Raw genomic sequence first — 17,761 nt, forward strand, 5'->3', positions numbered from 1 at the left:
ATGCGCTTACCTTTTCGCCTGATCGGCGGTGTACTGGTCGCCACCCTGCTCACGCAAATCACCGCGTGCGGTTCGATTTTCTACCCGGACCGGCGCGGTCAGATCGACGGCAAGATCGACCCGGCGATTGCCGTGCTCGACGCCGTGGGCCTGCTGTTCTACGTCATTCCCGGGCTGATCGCGTTTGCCGTCGACTTCGCCACCGGCGCGATCTATTTCGAACCGGGCCACACCGCGCAGATCGATCCGGCCAAACTCAAGCAAGCCATTGGCCCGGACGGTCAAGTCGATAATCACAAGTTGCAGGCTATTCTCGAAAGCGAGTTGGGCCGAGATTTCCCACTGGATGACCCGCGCCTGATTCAACACAAGGGCAGCACTCAACAACTGGCGATGTTCGGCCTGCAACCCGCCGCTTAAAAAGGAAGTTAAATGACATCCAGCCCCGAACACGCCCGCCTGCTACGGCTGGCGACCCGCGCCTCGGTGGCGGTGGCGTGCACGCTGATCATCGCTAAAGCCATCGCCTGGTGGCTCAGCGGTTCGGTGAGCATGCTCGCCGGCCTCACCGACTCGGCGCTGGATGGCGTCACTTCGCTGCTCAATCTGCTGGCAGTGCATTACGCGCTGCGCCCGGCCGATGACGATCACCGTTATGGTCACGGCAAGGCGGAATCGCTGGCGGGCATGGCGCAGGCGCTGTTCATTGGCGGCAGTGCGGTGTTGATCGCGCTTCAGGCCTATGAACGCATCCAGCATCCGGAACCGCTTGGCGCGCCGTGGATCAGCATTGGCGTGATCATTTTCTCATTGCTGCTGACGGTGGCCTTGCTGGTGCTGCAGCATCGAGTGATCAAGCAGACCGGTTCCAATGCCGTGCGTGCCGACTCACTGCATTACCGGTCCGACCTGTTACTCAACGGCAGTATTCTGGTGGCGCTCATGTTGGCCGGGTTCGGCTGGCATCAACTGGATGCGTGGTTCGGACTTGGCATTGCCGCCTATATCCTGTGGAGTGCGATCCAGATCGCCCGGGAAAGTTTTTCGGTGTTGATGGATGAAGAACTGCCAACAGATGTCAGTCAGCACATGCTCGAACTGGCGTGCAGTGTGCCGGGCGTATTGGGCGCGCATGACTTGCGCACGAGGATTTCCGGCAACCACTGGTTCGTGCAGTTGCACCTGGAGTTGCCGGGGGAGCTGACCCTGTCAGTGGCGCACGGCATCAGCGACCAAGCCGCCGATGCCATTCACAAGGCCTACCCGCGGGCCGAAGTGCTGGTGCACGCCGACCCGCAGGAAGTGGTCAAGTCAGAGCGGGCGCAAACCCGGCTTCAGTAACTGACCTGATAACCGCGACTGCTCAGGCAATTGCCCTGCGCCTGACGGTACGCCTGCACCACTTCGGGCGCCGGTTGATACGTCGCGGTGCGCGGATCGAAACCGCTTTGCTGCACCGCGTACTGGTAGCACTGATAACCGTCTTGCTGCACCTGCTCCGGCGACTGGCCGTTGGCCGGATACGCTTCGACGTCATAGCCTTGGGATTGCGGCTGCGGCTGTTGCTGCACCGGCGGCTCGACCACCACGTAATCCTGCGTCGCTTCCTGATACGCGTAGTAGGAACCGGCGGCGAGGAACAGCAGCGAACCACCGATCCACACCTCACGGGCGTAATCCGGCAAATACTGGATGCGAATCCCGCGCGGCGGCTGCACGACGATGTAGCGCGGGCCTTGCGGGCGATACCAGTAGCCGCCGGAAAAGAAGTAATCCTGACCACGATACGGCACGCGGTAATCGCGATCCGGGAAGCGGTCGATCACATGTCCCGGCCGGTATTGCGGGCCTGGACCCCAACCGTTGCCATGCCCGTCGGGGCGCCCCGGCCAGCGGTTGTCGTTGGGCCGGTTGCTGGTCTGCCATTGCTGGTTGTGGTAACCGTTCTGCGGACGCTCGTCGCGGTAGTAACCCTGACGCGGCTCTTGAGTCTGGCGTACGGCGTCGGGCCGTGGCTGGATCGGTAGGCTGTTGGCCGGCAGTTGCGGCGGTGGTGGCGGCTGACGTACCGGGTTGGGGTTGTAGGCCGGGCGATTCTGATCGCGGTTCTGCCACTGGCCATTGTTGTTGCCGTTGTGCTCGAACTGGCGGCTGTTGTCGCCACGAATGATTTCGTTGTTCTGCGGGCGCGGCTGATTCTGTTGCGGCTGATTCTGCGATGGATTGTTCTGCGGACGCGGCTGATTGTTGCCGCCACGGCCCTGATTGTTGCCCTGATGATCCTGACCGTGGCCTCCGCCCTCCGGGCCGCGATTCTGTGGCTCATCGGCGAGCGTTTGCACACTGACACTCACACACAGCAAACCAACACTGGCCAGACGCCAAATGCGCGAATTCATGCTTTTTCTCACTGCGGGGCCTGTAAATGTAAGAGGACTTGTAGCTAAGACCGGGATTACACACACCGGGTTCTGCAACAGGTTATCAGTCACGCAACTTATTTATTGAGCGCCAGGCATGAAATCGCAGGCAAGAAAAAAGGGAGACCCGTCGGCCTCCCTTCTAGAGAACTTCGTCCTGGCTCGACGCTTTTGACGTCGGCTCACCTCACGCCGTCTTCTGGACAGTGTGCAGCTCGGGGGCCGGCACAACCCCGGTGGGGGTGGCGGCCGCGGCAGGCCGGATAGGGCGGGCCGCGTGGACTGTGTTACCGAGCAGTGATTCTGGTGATAAGAATAGGCCTGAGACGGCGGCAGAGGATTGCGAAGATTGCTGAAATAAACACCACTTGCGCAATTTTTAACCCTGGATAGATAATCCGCCGCAATAGTTACAACCAAGGACAGATTGATGAGCAAACTCGACCGTTACGACCTGAGCATTTTGGCGGAATTGCAGCGCGACGCCCGCATCTCCAACCAGGAATTGGCCGAGCGCATCGGTCTGTCGCCCTCCCCTTGCTCGCGCCGGGTCAAGCAACTGGAAGACGACGGCTACATCTCACGTCAGGTGGCGTTGCTCGATCGCAAGATGCTCGGGCTGAGCCTAACGGCGTATGTGCTGATCGGCATGGACCGGCATACGCCGGAGCGTTTTGAGAACTTCGAGGCGGCGATTCGCACGTTGCCGCAGGTGTTGGAGTGCAGTCTGGTGACGGGTGTGGATGCCGATTACCAGTTGAAAGTGGTGGTGCCGGATATGGATCACTATCAGAAGCTGTTGCTGGGGCATTTGACCCGGATCGAAGGGGTGACCAGCGTTCGTTCAAGCTTCGTACTGAATCAGGTGCTCAACAGCACAGAACTGCCGCTGACCCACCTGCGCAACTGATCAAAAGCCCCTCACCCCAGCCCTCTCCCGGAGGGAGAGGGGGCCGACCGTGAGATGCTGAAGAAGTACGCCGACCTGAGCGTTCTGCTGTGAATTCATAATCGACTCGATCTTTCAGGTCGATGTATGACGCCAGACACCTCGGTCAGTCCCCTCTCCCTACGGGAGAGGGCTAGGGTGAGGGCAAAGGCTTCGGATCAGACCCAGATCAATGTCACCCCACACACCTTGGCGTATACTCGCCGCGCCCTTTTTGCCCCATGCGCGCCGGAGAAACCCAATGGATCCAGCATTATTAGAAGAGTGGATGATGACCGGCCTGGTCAGCATCCTGATCATTTTCATGGGTTTCATCGTCTGGGATTTGGCGAAGAAGTCCAAGGCCGGGCGCTTTGGCTCGTTCATTCTGTTCTTCGTGCTGGGCCTGGGCGTGGCCGCGTTCATCATCAAGAGTGTGGTGATCGGCCTGATCGAATCCGGCGCTCTATAAGCGCGCCGGCACTTCCTTCCACTGGCCCTGGTCGAGCCCCTCGATCGTCCAGTCACCAATTCTCACCCGCACCAGCCGCAATGTCGGCAGCCCGACCGCCGCGGTCATGCGCCGTACCTGACGGTTGCGCCCTTCGCGAATCACCAGCTCCAGCCATGAAGTCGGTATGGTCGCGCGAAAGCGCACCGGCGGATTGCGCGGCCACAACTCAGGCTCGTCCAGTTGTTGTGCTTCGGCCGGCAAGGTCATGCCGTCATTCAACTCAACACCATCCCGCAGACGCTGCAACTGCTCGGCCGTCGGCACGCCTTCGACCTGCACCCAATAAGTCTTCGCCAGTTTGTGTTTCGGATCGGCGATGCGCGCCTGCAACTGCCCGTCGTTGGTCAGTAGCAACAACCCTTCGCTGTCACGATCCAGGCGACCGGCCGGATAAATGCCGGGCACATCAATGAAATCCTTGAGGGTCGCCCGCCCTTCGCCGTCGCTGAATTGCGTCAGCACATCGAACGGTTTGTTGAACAGGATCAATTTCGGCTCGGCCGGTGGTGCCTTGGCAACACGGCGCGGAAAAGACGACTGAGGCTTCGCGCCAGGGCGGCGGGAAGGTGGACGTGGAGGACGGGACATGGCGAAAAGAACATCTAACGGTCGAGGCTGACAATGCTAGTACCCCGACCGCCAAATGACCACGACTAACCGTTAACGGAACGGCGGTTCGTCGAAGCTGCGCAGTTTACGCGAGTGCAGCGAGTTGAGTTCAGTGCGCAGCAGGTCCACCGCTTCGATGCCGATCTTCAAGTGCTGACTGACCGCGCGTTCATAGAAGGCGTTGGCCGAACCCGGCAGCTTGATTTCACTGTGCAGCGGTTTGTCCGAAACGCACAGCAACGTGCCGTACGGCACCCGCAAGCGATAACCCTGCGCGGCAATCGTGCCGCTTTCCATGTCCACCGCCACGGCGCGGGACAGGTTGATCAACGGCCGCTCCTGCGCCCAGCGCAATTCCCAGTTACGGTCGTCGTAGGTCAGCACGGTGCCGGTGCGCAGGCGTTTTTTCAGGTCATCGCCCTTCTCGCCGGTGACATTCGCCGCTGCTTGTTGCAGCGCCATTTGCACTTCGGCCAGTGCCGGGATCGGAATGTTCGGCGGCACCACGCGGTCGAGAATGCCGTCGCGACGCATATAAGCGTGGGCCAGCACATAGTCGCCAATGGTCTGCGACTGACGCAGGCCACCGCAGTGGCCGATCATCAGCCAGCAATGCGGACGCAGCACCGCCAGGTGATCGGTGATGTTCTTGGCGTTGGACGGGCCGACGCCGATGTTGACCAGGGTCACGCCGTGGCCATCGCTGGCAATCAGGTGATAGGCCGGCATCTGGTAACGGTGCCAGACCACACCGGCAGCAATCGCCGACGCTTCGCCGTGATCCATGCCCTTCTCGATGATCACGTTGCCCGGCAAGACCATGCGCACGAAACGCGGGTCGCTGCGCAGTTGCTCCAGACCATGGACGATGAACTGGTCGACGTAGCGGTGATAGTTGGTCAGCAGAATCCACGGCTGCACATGGCGCCAGTCGCTGCCGGTGTAGTGCACCAGACGACGCAGCGAGAAATCCACGCGCGCGGCGTCGAACAAGGCCAGTGGCAGCGGATCGGTGTTTTCCCAGTCGTAAAGACCGTCGGCGATGCCGTCGGTGGCCGCGGACAGGTCGGTACTCGGGAACACCCGCGCCAGCACGGCAGCGGTGACGCCGGAGCCAGCCAGCTCATCGCCCTGCTCGACCACATACGGATACGGGATATTTTGCTGGCTGACGCCGACTTCCACGGTCACGGTGAAGTCATGCATCAACGGCACAAGTTGTTCGAGCAGGTATTTGCGGAACGCCGACGGGTGGGTGACGGTGACGCTATAAGTGCCCGGCAATTGCACCTTGGCGTAAGCGCGGGTGGTCTGTGGGACTTCGCCCTGGCAATGGTAGGTCAGACGCAGTTCGGGATAACGAAACAGAGCACGCTGCGCAGCGTCGGGTTCGACGCGATCCTTGAGGTAACGCTTGAGCGCCGAGTTCAGCGCAGTGGTGGCCCGCTCGTGCAACTCGGCCAGACGATCCACGGCTTGTTCGGCGGTTTGAACGACAATAAACGCTTCGGTCACGATCAGCTTCCTGTGTTCTGACTTGCAGAGCTTCATCTTGCCTGCATCGTGGCGTCACGGGAACAGTGGCGTTGTGGGTGTACCCAAATCTTTCAGACAAAGCGAACCCCTGTGGGAGCTGGCTTGCCAGCGATGAGGCCGGCACATGCAACATCAGTGTTGACTGACAGGCCGCCATCGCTGGCAAGCCAGCTCCCACAGGGTTTTGTAGTGTTGGGGAGAGTGCGGTCAGAAACCTTGTGGGGTCGAGCGGGCGACGATAGCTTCGACGTCCAGCCCACGCGGCAAGGCGCCGTACACGCGACCGCCACCGCTCAATCGGCTGGCAATGAATGCATCACTGACCGCCGAGTTACCGGCCTCAAGCAACAGCTTGGCCTGCAAACCGAGCGCGATGTCTTCGGTCAGTTGCCGCGCCCGGTACTGAATATCACTGGTGTCCTTGAACTGCGCCTGCAATTGCTGAATATGCGCGGCCAGCCGTTTGTCACCATGTCCATCACCGAGTTCGCTGAACAACACATCCAGCACACCCGGCTCTTTCGACAACGCGCGCAGCACGTCGAGGCACTGCACATTCCCCGAACCTTCCCACGTCGAATTCACCGGCGCCTCGCGGTACAAACGCGGCAGGATGCTGTCCTCGACATACCCGGCGCCGCCCATGCACTCGGCCGCTTCATTGATCATCCCCGGCGCACGTTTGCAGATCCAATACTTGCCCACCGCTGTCACCAGCCGCGCGAATTGCGCTTCATGGCGATCATCCAGATGATCCAGCGCCTTGCCCATCCGCAAACTGAGCGCCAGCGCGGCTTCGCTTTCCAGCGCCAGATCGGCCAACACATTTTGCATCAATGGCTGTTCGCTGAGCAGTTTGCCGCCGACCTTGCGGTGCGCGCAGTGGTGGCTGGCCTGGGTCAGCGCCTGACGCATCAGCGAGCTGGAACCGACCATGCAATCAAATCGGGTCATGGCGACCATTTCGATGATGGTCGGCACACCGCGCCCTTCCTCGCCAACCATCCACGCCAGCGCGCCACGGAACTCCACTTCGCTGGAGGCGTTGGACTGGTTACCGAGTTTGTTTTTCAGACGCTGGATGTAGAACTGATTGCGCGTGTCATCCGGGCGATGGCGTGGCAGCAGGAAGCAGGTCAAACCCTTGTCGGTCTGCGCCAGCGTCAGGAAGGCATCGCACATCGGCGCCGAGCAGAACCACTTGTGCCCGACCAGTTCATAGGCCTCGCCCGGGCCACTGGCGCCGACCGGATACGCCTTGGTGGTGTTGGCGCGCACGTCGGTGCCGCCCTGTTTCTCGGTCATGGCCATGCCGATGGTCACGCCGGCCTTGTGCGCCATACCGACGTTGCGCGGATCGTATTCCGTGGCGAGGACTTTCGGCAGCCATTGTTCTGCCAGATTCGGCTGCAAACGCAGGGCCGGCACGCTGGCGAAGGTCATGGTCAACGGGCAGCCGCTGCCCGCCTCTGCCTGGCTGTGCAGATAGCTCATGGACGCGCGGGCGACGTGAGCACCGTCCTGCGGATGAGTCCATGGCAGCGAGGTCAGACCATGTTCAATCGCGGTGCGCATCAGTTGGTGATATGCCGGATGAAATTCCACCAGATCAATGCGATGGCCGTAGCGATCATGGCTGGCAAACACCGGTTTGTTCTGGTTGGCGAGGAACCCGGCTTCCATCAGCGGGCCACCGGCGAGCGCGCCGTAGGCATCGATCCGCGACTCCGCCCACCCGGCACCAAAGCGCCGCGACCACTCCTGCAATGGCAGGTCGATGCGATACAGATTGGTGCCGTCCAGCGACGGCGGCTGGTTGGTGACTTCGTGGGTTTCGGCGAACTGATGCAGGTTCATGACGGGGCTCCTTGGTCATCCAGAAGGTCAGTTAAGCACCGCCCCAAGATCGATCAAAGTGTCATATCCGCCGATTTTGCGGCGCTTTTACCCTGTCAGCAACACAGCACCCGGCGCTCCAGCGCGGACTGCAACTCTTCGAATTTCACCGGTTTGTTCAAGTAATCGATGGGCGCGCCAGGCGTGCAAAGTTCCCGCTCGACGGTCAGCGCCAGCATAAACACCGGCAGATTCGCGCAGCCCGGCAATGCATGAATCTGGCAGCACAACGCTGCGCCCTCCTGAGCAGGTAGCTGGCAATCGATGAGCACTGCATCGAAGGCCTCACGCTGCAAGCAATCCAGCGCCGCCGCGCCGTTATCGGCGGTACGCACGCGGAAGCCGAGCTTGAGCAGCATGCCGCGCATCACCAGTTGGTTGACGCTGTTGTCGTCCACCAGCAACACCGTGCAGTCCTGTGGTGCGCGCACAAAATGGCGCGAAGGCGCCGGGATCGACGCCGGTTCAATTACCGGTAGTTCGAACTCGACATCCAGCTGGAAGCGGCTGCCACGCCCGGGTTCCGAGCGGTGCGTGAGCTTGCCGTCGAGCAGCTCGACCAACTGTCGGCAGATCGCCAGGCCGACGCCCAATCCGCCATATTCGCGGGTCATCGAGCCGTCGAGCTGGAAGAAGCGCTGATACATCGTCGCCTCGCCCAGATCGGTGAAACCGATGCCGGTGTCGATCACCGCAAACGACAGGGCCAAACGATTGCCCGTCGACGGTTTGCCGGTAACCCGCAGTGCCAGACCACCAACGCGGGTGAACTTGATCGCGTTATCCAGCAGGCATTCCAGGCATTGCGCGAGTTTGGCGCTGTCGCCATACAAGCGATCCGGCAAGGTCGGCAGTACTTCAACCTTGAAATCCAGCGACTTGCTCGCCGCGTTGCCGTCGAACTGCACGCGCAATGCTTCGACCACCGCACGCAGGCTGAAACTGCCCGGAGCAGCCTTGAGTTTGCCGGCCTGCAATTCGGTGAGGGTGAGGATGCCGTTGACCATGCGCATCATGTCCCGCGCGGAACCGGCGGCGGTTTGCTGATATTGCTCAAGCTCCGGATCCAGATCGACGGTCTGCATCAGTTCCAGCGAACCGATCACACCGTTCATCGGCGTGCGCAGTTCATGCGTCAGGGTCGCGAGGAATTCATCCTTGAGCTTGTTGCTGTGGGCCAGTTGCTGGTTGAGCACTTCGAGTTTCTGCCCGGCGTCGTACAACGTCTGCGCCTGTTGCTCACGCATCGCGTTGATGCGGTCGGCCAGCGCCAGCGACAGCAGCGCCACTTCGATGGCCGAACCGATCTGGCTGGCGTACATGGTCAGGAACACATTCGGCAGCAGGCCGAGCACCATCAGGGTGTTGACGATGCCGCCAAGCAGGAACGCCGACCAGGCAATGATGAAGTAACGTGCCACCCGCAAGCCGCGCCACCAGGCCAGAATCCCGGCGGCGAAAATCACGACCGTAAAGGTCAGCGCCAGTATCGTCGCCAGACGCAGCGACAACGCGTAACTGGTCATCAGCGACAAACCAACCACCAGCGCGCCGAACGCGATCAGCGCAATCAGCAAGCGATCGAGCCAACGGCTGTGGTTTTTGGTCTGCAGGAAGCTGCGGGCGAACTGACTGCCGAACAGCCCCGCACAGCCGATGAAGAATGGCGTCGCGGCGTTGGCCCACCATGGGTTGTCAGGCCAGAAGTACTCGACTGCAGCACCGTTCACCGACAGTTGATAGAGGCCGAACGAGGCAATATAGAAGATGTAATAGAGATAGCTGGTGTCGCGCACGCTGAGGAAGATGAACAGGTTGTAAACCAGCATCCCCAACAGCACGCCATAAATGATGCCCAGCACATACAGGCGCACCGGCTGGTCTTCGAGGTACGCAGTACTCGACCATAACGTCACCGGTGCCTGAATCGAGCCTTCGCTGGCCAGTCGCAGGTACACGGTTTGCTGTTGATTCGGCGTGAATGAAAGGTCGAACAAATAGTTGTTCTGGCGGATCTCGCGACTGGCGAACGGCAGGGCGTCGCCGGTTTGCCGGACGAGGCGGTAGTCGCCACTGGCGTCAGGCATGTAGAGGTCGAGATGGTCGAGCGGTGGATACGCCAGTTCCAGCAGCCAGGTGCGTTGGGCGGCGGGATTGCTCGGACGGTAATGCAGGTCGATCTTCAGCCAGAACGCCGAGCGCGAGTATCCGGCATTGAGCGTGGCTTTATCGTGAGGTTTGAAATTACCGGCGGCAGCCTGCGCGCGAACATCGGCAATGCTCGCCTGACCACTGGGGTCTTCGAACACTTGCAGTGATCGGCCCAGAGGGAGGCTCTGGGTAAATTCGTCGAATTCGACGGCGCTCGCCATAAAGGGCAAGCAGAACAGCAACATCAGCAAATAGCGCATTGAAGCCCCAGCGTGGCTCGTCCGGTTGTGTCAGGAAGCCCCCCATTCCCTTTGAGTAGACGTAAAACCGGTATTACCTGTTATTGGTTTGGATCCAGACTAGCATAGCCGTTGATGGCCATTGAGCACCATCGAAATATTTCCTACAAAGGCTCTAGAACGGGCGTTCCAGAGCAAAGCGGCGAGCTAGAGCTGTTGGATCGGTCAGGTAGACAAAAAGATCGCAGACCGCGGCAGCTCCTACACTTGAATGCGTTCCCTAGTAGGAGCTGCCGCAGGCTGCGATCTTTTGATCTTGCTGTTCCACCCACACCCGAAAATCAGCTTTGGTGGTAAGCTCGCGCACCATGAATATCTACAGCTCCCGCCCCGTTGTCCTCTGTCTCTCCGGCCACGACCCCAGTGGTGGCGCCGGCTTGCAGGCAGATATCGAAGCCCTGCTCGCGCAGGGTTGCCATGCGGCTCCGGCCGTCACCGCCCTGACCGTGCAAGACACCGTCAACGTCACTGACTTCCGCGTCCTCGACCGTGAGTGGGTACTGGCTCAAGCCAATGCCGTGCTCAACGACTCCGAAGTCGCGGCGGTCAAACTGGGCATGCTCGGTTCGCTGGAAATGGTCGACACTGTTGTCCAACTGCTTTCTGCACACCCGCACTTGCCGGTGGTCTGCGACCCGGTACTGCGCGCCGGTGGCGGCGGTCGCCTGGGCAAGGACGAAGTCGGTTATGCGATGCGCGAGCGTCTGCTGCCGCTGTCGATCATTGCCACCCCCAACCTTCCCGAAGCGCGCATCCTCGCCGAACTGCCCGAAGGCACCGCGGACGAGTGCGCAGAAAAACTCCTGCCGTTCGTCAAAAACCTGCTGATCACCGGCGGCCACGGCGACGAAACTGAAATCCATAACCGCGTGTACAGCCGCGACGGTCTGCGCGAAACCTTTATCTGCCAGCGTCTGCCGGGCAGTTATCACGGTTCCGGTTGTACCTTGGCCAGCGCATTGGCCGGTCGTCTGGCGCAGGGCGAACACCTCGCCAGCGCCGTGCGCAGTGCATTGGATTACACCTGGCGCACCCTGCGCGATGCCGAACAACTGGGCAAAGGCCAGTTCGTCCCGCGTCGCCTGCCGCTGGATTTCTGCTCGTAACGTCGTGAGGTCTGCCCGATGAAACTACGTGGCCTGTATGCCATCACCGACAGCCAACTGCTGGCGGGCAAGTTTCTGTCTTACGTGGAGGCGGCGCTGGAAGGCGGCGTCACCCTGCTGCAATACCGCGACAAGAGCAGCGACGAGGCCCGCCGCTTGCGCGAGGCCGAGGCACTGCGCGATTTGTGCGAGCGCTATAAGACGCAGCTGATCATCAACGATGACGCTGAACTGGCCGCACGCCTCAACGTCGGCGTGCACTTGGGTCAGACCGACGGTCCACTGTCGCCGACCCGCGCCCTGCTCGGTTCGAAAGCGATCATCGGTTCGACCTGCCACGCGCAAATCGCGCTGGCCGAACAAGCGGCCAAAGAAGGCGCGAGTTATGTCGCCTTCGGCCGTTTCTTCAACTCCAACACCAAGCCCGGCGCGCCGACCTGCAGCCTCGAACTGCTCGACGAAGCCAAGCGCACGCTGCATCTGCCGGTCTGCGCGATTGGCGGCATCACCCTCGACAACGCCGCGCCGCTGGTGGCCCATGGAGTCGACTTGCTGGCCGTGGTTCACGGTCTGTTTGGTGCCGAAAGCACCGCCGAAGTGACCCGCCGCGCCCGCGCGTTCAATGAATTACTGAAAGTCTGATTTGAGAGCCCGATCATGTCTCGTTCCGAAACGCTGTTTGCCAATGCCCAGAAACACATTCCCGGAGGCGTGAACTCGCCGGTTCGCGCGTTCAAAAGCGTGGGCGGCACCCCGCTGTTCTTCAAACACGCCGAAGGCGCTTACGTGACCGACGAAGACGACAAGCGTTATGTCGATTACGTCGGCTCGTGGGGTCCGATGATCCTCGGCCACAGCCACCCGGACGTGCTCGACGCGGTGCGCAATCAGCTGCAACACGGCTTGTCGTATGGCGCGCCGACGGCGATGGAAACCGAGATGGCCGACCTGGTCTGCTCGCTGGTGCCCTCGATGGACATGGTGCGCATGGTCAGCTCCGGCACCGAAGCGACCATGAGCGCGATCCGTCTGGCCCGTGGTTACACCGGCCGCGACAGCATCATCAAGTTCGAAGGCTGCTACCACGGTCACTCCGACAGTCTGCTGGTCAAGGCCGGTTCCGGCGCACTGACCCAGGGCGTGCCGAGCTCCGCCGGCGTACCGGCAGCATTCGCCAAACACACCCTGACCCTGCCGTTCAACGACATCGACGCGGTTGAAAAGATGCTCGCTGAAGTTGGCAAGGACGTGGCGTGCATCATCGTTGAACCGGTGGCCGGCAACATGAACTGCGTGCCGCCAGCGCCAGGTTTCCTCGAAGGTCTGCGTTCACTGTGCGACAAGCATGGCGTAGTGCTGATTTTCGACGAAGTGATGACCGGTTTCCGCGTTGCCCTCGGCGGTGCCCAGGCGTACTACGGGGTCAATCCTGACTTGACCACTTTCGGCAAGATCATCGGCGGCGGCATGCCGGTCGGCTGCTTCGGCGGCAAGCGTGAAATCATGGAACGCATCGCGCCGTTGGGTCCGGTGTATCAGGCCGGTACGCTGTCGGGTAACCCGCTGGCCATGGCCGCCGGGTTGACCACGCTGCGCCTGATCAGCCGTCCGGGTTTCCACGCCGAGTTGACCGACTACACCACGCGTCTGCTCGACGGTCTGCAACAACGCGCCGATGCCGCGGGCATTCCGTTCGTGACCACTCAGGCCGGCGGCATGTTCGGTCTGTACTTCAGCGGCGCCGATGACATCGTCACCTTTGAAGACGTGATGGCCAGCGACGCTGCCCTGTTCGGTCGCTTCTTCCACCTGATGCTGGAAGGTGGCGTTTACCTGGCACCGAGCGCCTTCGAAGCCGGTTTCACCTCGATCGCCCACGGTGAAGCCGAGTTGCAACTGACGCTGGACGCTGCCGAGCGCGCCTTCGCCGCACTGAAATAATCGCACTGCCGCTGACGTTGGCTATCGCCAGCGTCAGCATTCACCTACATCCGCGCTGTTTTTCCGATGCTCCTGCTAAAAATCTCCCCTAAAGTGGGCGATATATTCCCCGTGCAGCAGAAAAACGAGTAAAGACTTTGTAAGGTTGGCCCTGCTTATTTCATAATGCGCGCTTATTGGATCCCTCGATGGGTCCGCGTGCCCTTCAGAGGTAAGTCGATTCCCATGAACCGCACCGGCCGCACCCTTGCCTTGGGCTGCCTGTTGCTCCTTCAGCCCCTGCTCGCGCATGCACAAGCAGGCGGCAACTCGTTGTTGATCCCGGCGATGGGTCGTTGCACCCTCAATACTCAGCCGCAAGACGTCACGCAGGCACTGGCCGCCTGCCAGAAAGCGGCGGACGAAGGGGATGCGCAAGCGCAATACGAGTTGGGTGAGTTCTACTACGACGGCAAGAATGCGCCGCGCGACCTCAATCAAGCCCTGAGCTACTTCGAAAAGGCCTCGCTGCAAGGCCACGCTCAGGCACAGTTCAAACTCGGCACGATGTTCTTCCACGGTGAAGGCGTGCAGGCCAACAACATTCAGGCGTATATCGTGCTGAAGATGGCGGCGGTCAACGGCGCTGAAGATGCGCTGGACACGGCCGACGAAGTCTCCGAAAAAATGTCCCGCGAAGACCTTGAGACTGCCACTCAGGTGCTTGGGCAAATTTTCCGTAAATACCTGATGGAACTGCAGAGCGCCGATGGGCGTACGCCGTTCTCGCCTCTTCCCTGACCGCCGATAGTTCCCACGCTCTGCGTGGGAACTCATCCCGTTACGCTCCACGTCACCGACGCAGAGCGTCGAAGGCGGCATTCCCACGCAGAGCGTGGGAACGATCAAAAATCCAGATCCGGTTTTACTTCTCAGGCATCGGCATCGGGAACGGCATCACGTTGCCGACCGCGCCACGTGCTTCGCTGATTTTCGGGGTACCCAGACGCTCAACCTCGTCGATGCGCACAATCGAATGCATCGGCACAAAGCTGCGCACCACGCCTTCGAACTGCGCCTTGAGCTTTTCTTCGCTCGGATCGACGACCACTTGCGTGCGCTCGCCAAAGACGAACTCTTCCACTTCCAGAAAACCCCACAGATCACTTTGATAGATCTGCTTGGCGTACATTTCGAACACCTGGCCCTGGTTGAGGAAAATCACCTTATAGATTGGAGCTTCGCGTTTGGTCATGGCGGGGGGATAACATCGGGGATAAAAATGAGGGCGCAAACTATAGCATAGCCTCCGGACGCACAGCGGTAGGAACCTGCGGGCTTGTTCCCTATAATGCCGGGTTCTTTGAATCACGTGACGACACTAATCCATGGCCAAGAAGCTTTACATCGAAACCCACGGTTGCCAGATGAACGAGTACGACAGCTCGCGCATGGTCGATCTGCTGGGTGAACATCAGGCCCTGGAAGTCACCGCTCGCGCGGAGGACGCCGACGTGATTCTGCTCAACACCTGCTCGATCCGCGAGCGCGCCCAGGATCGCGTGTATTCGCAGCTCGGCCGCTGGCGCGAACTGAAACTGGCCAACCCGGAGATGGTGATCGCCGTTGGCGGTTGCGTGGCCAGTCAGGAAGGCGCAGCGATTCGTGATCGCGCCCCATACGTCGATGTCGTGTTCGGCCCGCAGACGCTGCACCGCCTGCCGGAAATGATCGACGCCGCGCGCATCACCAAGCTGCCGCAAGTCGACGTGTCGTTCCCGGAAATCGAAAAATTCGACCACTTGCCCGAGCCGCGCATCGATGGCCCGAGCGCTTATGTGTCGGTGATGGAAGGCTGCAGCAAGTACTGCACGTTCTGCGTGGTGCCTTATACCCGCGGCGAAGAAGTCAGCCGGCCGTTCGATGACGTGATCGCCGAAGTCATCCACCTCGCCGAAAACGGTGTGCGTGAAGTGACGCTGCTCGGGCAGAACGTCAACGGCTATCGCGGCACCACCCATGACGGGCGCCTGGCGGATCTCGCTGAGCTGATTCGCGTTGTCGCCGCCATCGACGGCATCGACCGCATCCGCTACACCACTTCGCACCCGCTGGAATTCTCCGACAGCCTGATTCAGGCCCACGCTGACGTGCCGGAACTGGTGAAACACCTGCATTTGCCGGTGCAATCGGGCTCCGACCGGATTCTCGCGGCAATGAAGCGCAACCACACCGCGCTTGAGTACAAATCCAAGCTGCGCAAACTGCGCGCCGCTGTGCCGGGAATCTGCATCAGCTCGGACTTCATCGTCGGTTTCCCCGGCGAGACCGAGAAAGATTTCGAACAGACCATGAAGCTGATTGCCGACGTCGGTTTCGACTTCTCTTATTCCTTCGTTTATAGCCAGCGCCCGGGCACGCCGGCGGCCGATCTGGCCGACGAGACCCCGGAAGAGCTGAAGAAGGAACGCCTGAACGCGCTGCAACATCGCCTGAATCAGCAAGGCTTCGAGATCAGCCGACAAATGGTCGGTTCGATCCAGCGCATTCTGGTCACCGATTACTCGAAGAAAGACCCTGGCGAGCTGCAAGGGCGCACCGAGAATAATCGTATCGTCAACTTCCGCTGCGACAATCCAACCCTGATCGGTCAGTTCGCCGACGTGCACATCGACGCGGCACAGCCGCACTCGCTGCGCGGCTCGCTGATCCAATAAATGCAAAAAATCGCAGCCTTCGGCAGCTCCTACATGGATTACATTCCCCTGTAGGAGCTGCCGAAGGCTGCGATCTTGACGGTGTCGACGCCAAGAATATTTAAGAGCTTTCGCACCCAGGCCTCTGGCGTTATCCTTGATTTCATCTTAATTGCCCCAGGGCGGCTAAATACGACCTTGAACGCTCCCATAGAACCACATCGTTTTATCCTCGAGCCCTTTGAGGCTCGCCGCTTCGCCAATCTGTGCGGGCAATTCGACGAGCATTTGCGCTTGATCGAACAGCGCCTGACCATCGAGATCCGCAACCGCGGAAACCAGTTCGAGCTGATCGGCGACCCCAAACACACCACGTCTGCGGAAAATCTGATTCGTCGCCTGTACCGGGAAACCAAAGGTTCAGAGCTGTCGCCAGATACGGTTCACCTGTTCCTGCAGGAATCAGCCGTGGTCGAGCTGGACAATCACGCCCCCGCCGAAGCCTCCGTCGCCCTGCGCACCAAGAAAGGCATGATTCGCCCGCGCGGCTTGAATCAGTTGCGCTACGTGAAGGAAATTCTCGGTAACGACATCAACTTCGGCATCGGCCCCGCCGGTACCGGCAAGACCTATCTGGCCGTGGCGTGCGCTGTCGATGCCCTGGAGCGCGAGCAGATCCGCCGCATCCTGCTGGTGCGTCCGGCGGTTGAAGCGGGTGAAAAACTCGGCTTCCTGCCCGGCGACCTGTCGCAGAAGATCGACCCGTACCTGCGCCCGCTCTACGACGCGCTCTACGAGATGCTCGGCTTCGAATACGTGGCCAAGTTGATCGAACGTCAGGTCATCGAAGTGGCGCCACTGGCCTATATGCGCGGCCGCACGCTGAACAACAGCTTCATCATTCTCGACGAAAGCCAGAACACCACCGTCGAACAGATGAAGATGTTCCTGACCCGAATCGGCTTCGGCTCTACAGCAGTCATCACCGGTGACATCACCCAGGTCGACCTGCCGAAAGGCACCAAGTCGGGTCTGCACCACGTGATTGAAGTGCTCAAAGACGTTCCGGGCATCAGCTTCACGCACTTCCAGCCTAAAGACGTCGTGCGCCATCCTTTGGTCCAGCGGATCGTCGAAGCCTACGAGCGCTTCGAAAACCGTGATGACGCCCCCAAGGACACTTCGCGAAATGCTTGAGCTAGACCTGCAAATCGCGACTGAAGCGAGCGCGCCGAGTGAAGCCGACTTCCGCCTGTGGTGCGAACTGGCCCTGCGCCAGCGCACCGCCGACTCGGAAATGACCATTCGTCTGGTCGACGAGGAAGAAGGTCGCGAGCTCAATCACACCTGGCGTCACAAGGATTACGCGACCAACGTCCTGTCGTTCCCGGCGGAAGTACCCGACGAGTTTCTCGATATCCCGTTGCTCGGCGATCTGGTGATCTGCGTGGCCGTGGTCGAGCGTGAAGCCGCCGAACAAGGCAAGGAACTAAAGGCCCACTGGGCACATCTGGTCATTCACGGCTGCTTGCATCTACTGGGTTACGACCATATAGATGACGAGGAAGCCGAAGAAATGGAAGCACTGGAACGCGAGTTGCTTGCCGAATTGGGCTATCCCGATCCGTACGCGGACGACGAACCCGAAACATCCCCTATCGTTACAACAAAGGATTCAGAGTAATC

Annotated in this window: 17 protein-coding genes; 11 read left to right on the forward strand and 6 right to left on the reverse strand. The window is 60.4% G+C overall.

Going from position 1 to position 17,761, the window contains the following annotated elements; all coding sequences use genetic code 11:
- Positions 1 to 420 (forward strand): hypothetical protein, encoded by a 420-nt coding sequence (locus tag ACM6JQ_RS28700; RefSeq protein WP_007909665.1) that lies wholly within the window; start codon positions 1 to 3, stop codon positions 418 to 420.
- A gap of 12 nt (positions 421 to 432) precedes the next feature.
- Positions 433 to 1,341: a cation diffusion facilitator family transporter gene (locus ACM6JQ_RS28705; protein WP_123375878.1), complete on the forward strand. Its 909-nt coding sequence runs from the start codon at positions 433 to 435 to the stop codon at positions 1,339 to 1,341.
- Here the strand turns inward: ACM6JQ_RS28705 and ACM6JQ_RS28710 are convergent.
- Positions 1,335 to 2,399, reverse strand: coding sequence for a DUF6515 family protein (locus ACM6JQ_RS28710; protein ID WP_414895080.1), 1,065 nt, complete (start codon positions 2,397 to 2,399; stop codon positions 1,335 to 1,337). The two genes, ACM6JQ_RS28705 and ACM6JQ_RS28710, sit on opposite strands and share 7 nt — an antisense overlap.
- Positions 2,400 to 2,850: 451 nt before the next feature.
- Between ACM6JQ_RS28710 and ACM6JQ_RS28715 the strand changes: the two genes are divergently transcribed.
- Together ACM6JQ_RS28715 and ACM6JQ_RS28720 are read left to right on the forward strand one after the other, a co-directional pair.
- Positions 2,851 to 3,330, forward strand: coding sequence for an Lrp/AsnC family transcriptional regulator (locus tag ACM6JQ_RS28715; RefSeq protein WP_008081091.1), 480 nt, complete (start codon positions 2,851 to 2,853; stop codon positions 3,328 to 3,330).
- Between the two features lie 280 nt (positions 3,331 to 3,610).
- On the forward strand, positions 3,611 to 3,820 hold the full coding sequence (locus ACM6JQ_RS28720; RefSeq protein WP_007909655.1) for a DUF2788 domain-containing protein: 210 nt from the start codon (positions 3,611 to 3,613) through the stop codon (positions 3,818 to 3,820).
- Here the strand turns inward: ACM6JQ_RS28720 and ACM6JQ_RS28725 are convergent.
- The 4 genes from ACM6JQ_RS28725 to ACM6JQ_RS28740 form a co-directional block, all read right to left on the reverse strand.
- Entirely contained in the window at positions 3,815 to 4,450 is a 636-nt protein-coding gene (locus ACM6JQ_RS28725) for a pseudouridine synthase (protein WP_414895081.1), read from the reverse strand. The two genes, ACM6JQ_RS28720 and ACM6JQ_RS28725, sit on opposite strands and share 6 nt — an antisense overlap.
- A gap of 72 nt (positions 4,451 to 4,522) precedes the next feature.
- Positions 4,523 to 6,022, reverse strand: a complete 1,500-nt coding sequence (gene amn / locus ACM6JQ_RS28730; RefSeq protein ID WP_414895082.1) for an AMP nucleosidase — start codon at positions 6,020 to 6,022, stop codon at positions 4,523 to 4,525.
- 192 nt (positions 6,023 to 6,214) lie between these two features.
- Positions 6,215 to 7,864, reverse strand: a complete 1,650-nt coding sequence (locus tag ACM6JQ_RS28735; protein ID WP_095114034.1) for an acyl-CoA dehydrogenase family protein — start codon at positions 7,862 to 7,864, stop codon at positions 6,215 to 6,217.
- A 95-nt stretch (positions 7,865 to 7,959) separates the two neighbouring features.
- The gene (locus ACM6JQ_RS28740; protein ID WP_007909651.1) at positions 7,960 to 10,314 is read right to left on the reverse strand and encodes a hybrid sensor histidine kinase/response regulator; all 2,355 of its coding nucleotides are present in this window, start codon (positions 10,312 to 10,314) and stop codon (positions 7,960 to 7,962) included.
- A gap of 347 nt (positions 10,315 to 10,661) precedes the next feature.
- Between ACM6JQ_RS28740 and ACM6JQ_RS28745 the strand changes: the two genes are divergently transcribed.
- The 4 genes from ACM6JQ_RS28745 (at position 10,662) to ACM6JQ_RS28760 (ending at position 14,180) form a co-directional block, all read left to right on the forward strand.
- The gene (locus tag ACM6JQ_RS28745; RefSeq protein WP_414895083.1) at positions 10,662 to 11,459 is read left to right on the forward strand and encodes a hydroxymethylpyrimidine/phosphomethylpyrimidine kinase; all 798 of its coding nucleotides are present in this window, start codon (positions 10,662 to 10,664) and stop codon (positions 11,457 to 11,459) included.
- An 18-nt stretch (positions 11,460 to 11,477) separates the two neighbouring features.
- The gene (thiE, locus tag ACM6JQ_RS28750) at positions 11,478 to 12,101 is read left to right on the forward strand and encodes a thiamine phosphate synthase (protein WP_007909649.1); all 624 of its coding nucleotides are present in this window, start codon (positions 11,478 to 11,480) and stop codon (positions 12,099 to 12,101) included.
- Between the two features lie 15 nt (positions 12,102 to 12,116).
- Complete coding sequence (hemL, locus tag ACM6JQ_RS28755) at positions 12,117 to 13,400, forward strand: glutamate-1-semialdehyde 2,1-aminomutase (RefSeq protein WP_007909648.1); 1,284 nt, start codon at positions 12,117 to 12,119, stop codon at positions 13,398 to 13,400.
- A 225-nt stretch (positions 13,401 to 13,625) separates the two neighbouring features.
- Positions 13,626 to 14,180, forward strand: coding sequence for a tetratricopeptide repeat protein (locus ACM6JQ_RS28760; protein WP_003228518.1), 555 nt, complete (start codon positions 13,626 to 13,628; stop codon positions 14,178 to 14,180).
- A 124-nt stretch (positions 14,181 to 14,304) separates the two neighbouring features.
- Here the strand turns inward: ACM6JQ_RS28760 and ACM6JQ_RS28765 are convergent, their stop codons facing one another.
- Positions 14,305 to 14,634 (reverse strand): DUF1820 family protein, encoded by a 330-nt coding sequence (locus ACM6JQ_RS28765; protein ID WP_003185742.1) that lies wholly within the window; start codon positions 14,632 to 14,634, stop codon positions 14,305 to 14,307.
- A 133-nt stretch (positions 14,635 to 14,767) separates the two neighbouring features.
- Here ACM6JQ_RS28765 and miaB point away from each other — a divergent pair, with 133 nt between their 5' ends.
- The 3 genes from miaB to ybeY all read left to right on the forward strand — a co-directional run bounded on the left by miaB (position 14,768) and on the right by ybeY (position 17,759).
- Entirely contained in the window at positions 14,768 to 16,096 is a 1,329-nt protein-coding gene (gene miaB / locus ACM6JQ_RS28770) for a tRNA (N6-isopentenyl adenosine(37)-C2)-methylthiotransferase MiaB (RefSeq protein WP_007909647.1), read from the forward strand.
- A gap of 177 nt (positions 16,097 to 16,273) precedes the next feature.
- On the forward strand, positions 16,274 to 17,272 hold the full coding sequence (locus tag ACM6JQ_RS28775; protein WP_042704951.1) for a PhoH family protein: 999 nt from the start codon (positions 16,274 to 16,276) through the stop codon (positions 17,270 to 17,272).
- Positions 17,265 to 17,759 (forward strand): rRNA maturation RNase YbeY, encoded by a 495-nt coding sequence (ybeY, locus tag ACM6JQ_RS28780; RefSeq protein ID WP_007909643.1) that lies wholly within the window; start codon positions 17,265 to 17,267, stop codon positions 17,757 to 17,759. The genes ACM6JQ_RS28775 and ybeY overlap by 8 nt, the downstream gene beginning before the upstream one ends.
- The last annotated feature ends 2 nt before the right edge of the window (positions 17,760 to 17,761 follow it).

This window comes from Pseudomonas sp. IT-232MI5 (genome assembly GCF_949767845.1).
Lineage (GTDB): Bacteria > Pseudomonadota > Gammaproteobacteria > Pseudomonadales > Pseudomonadaceae > Aquipseudomonas.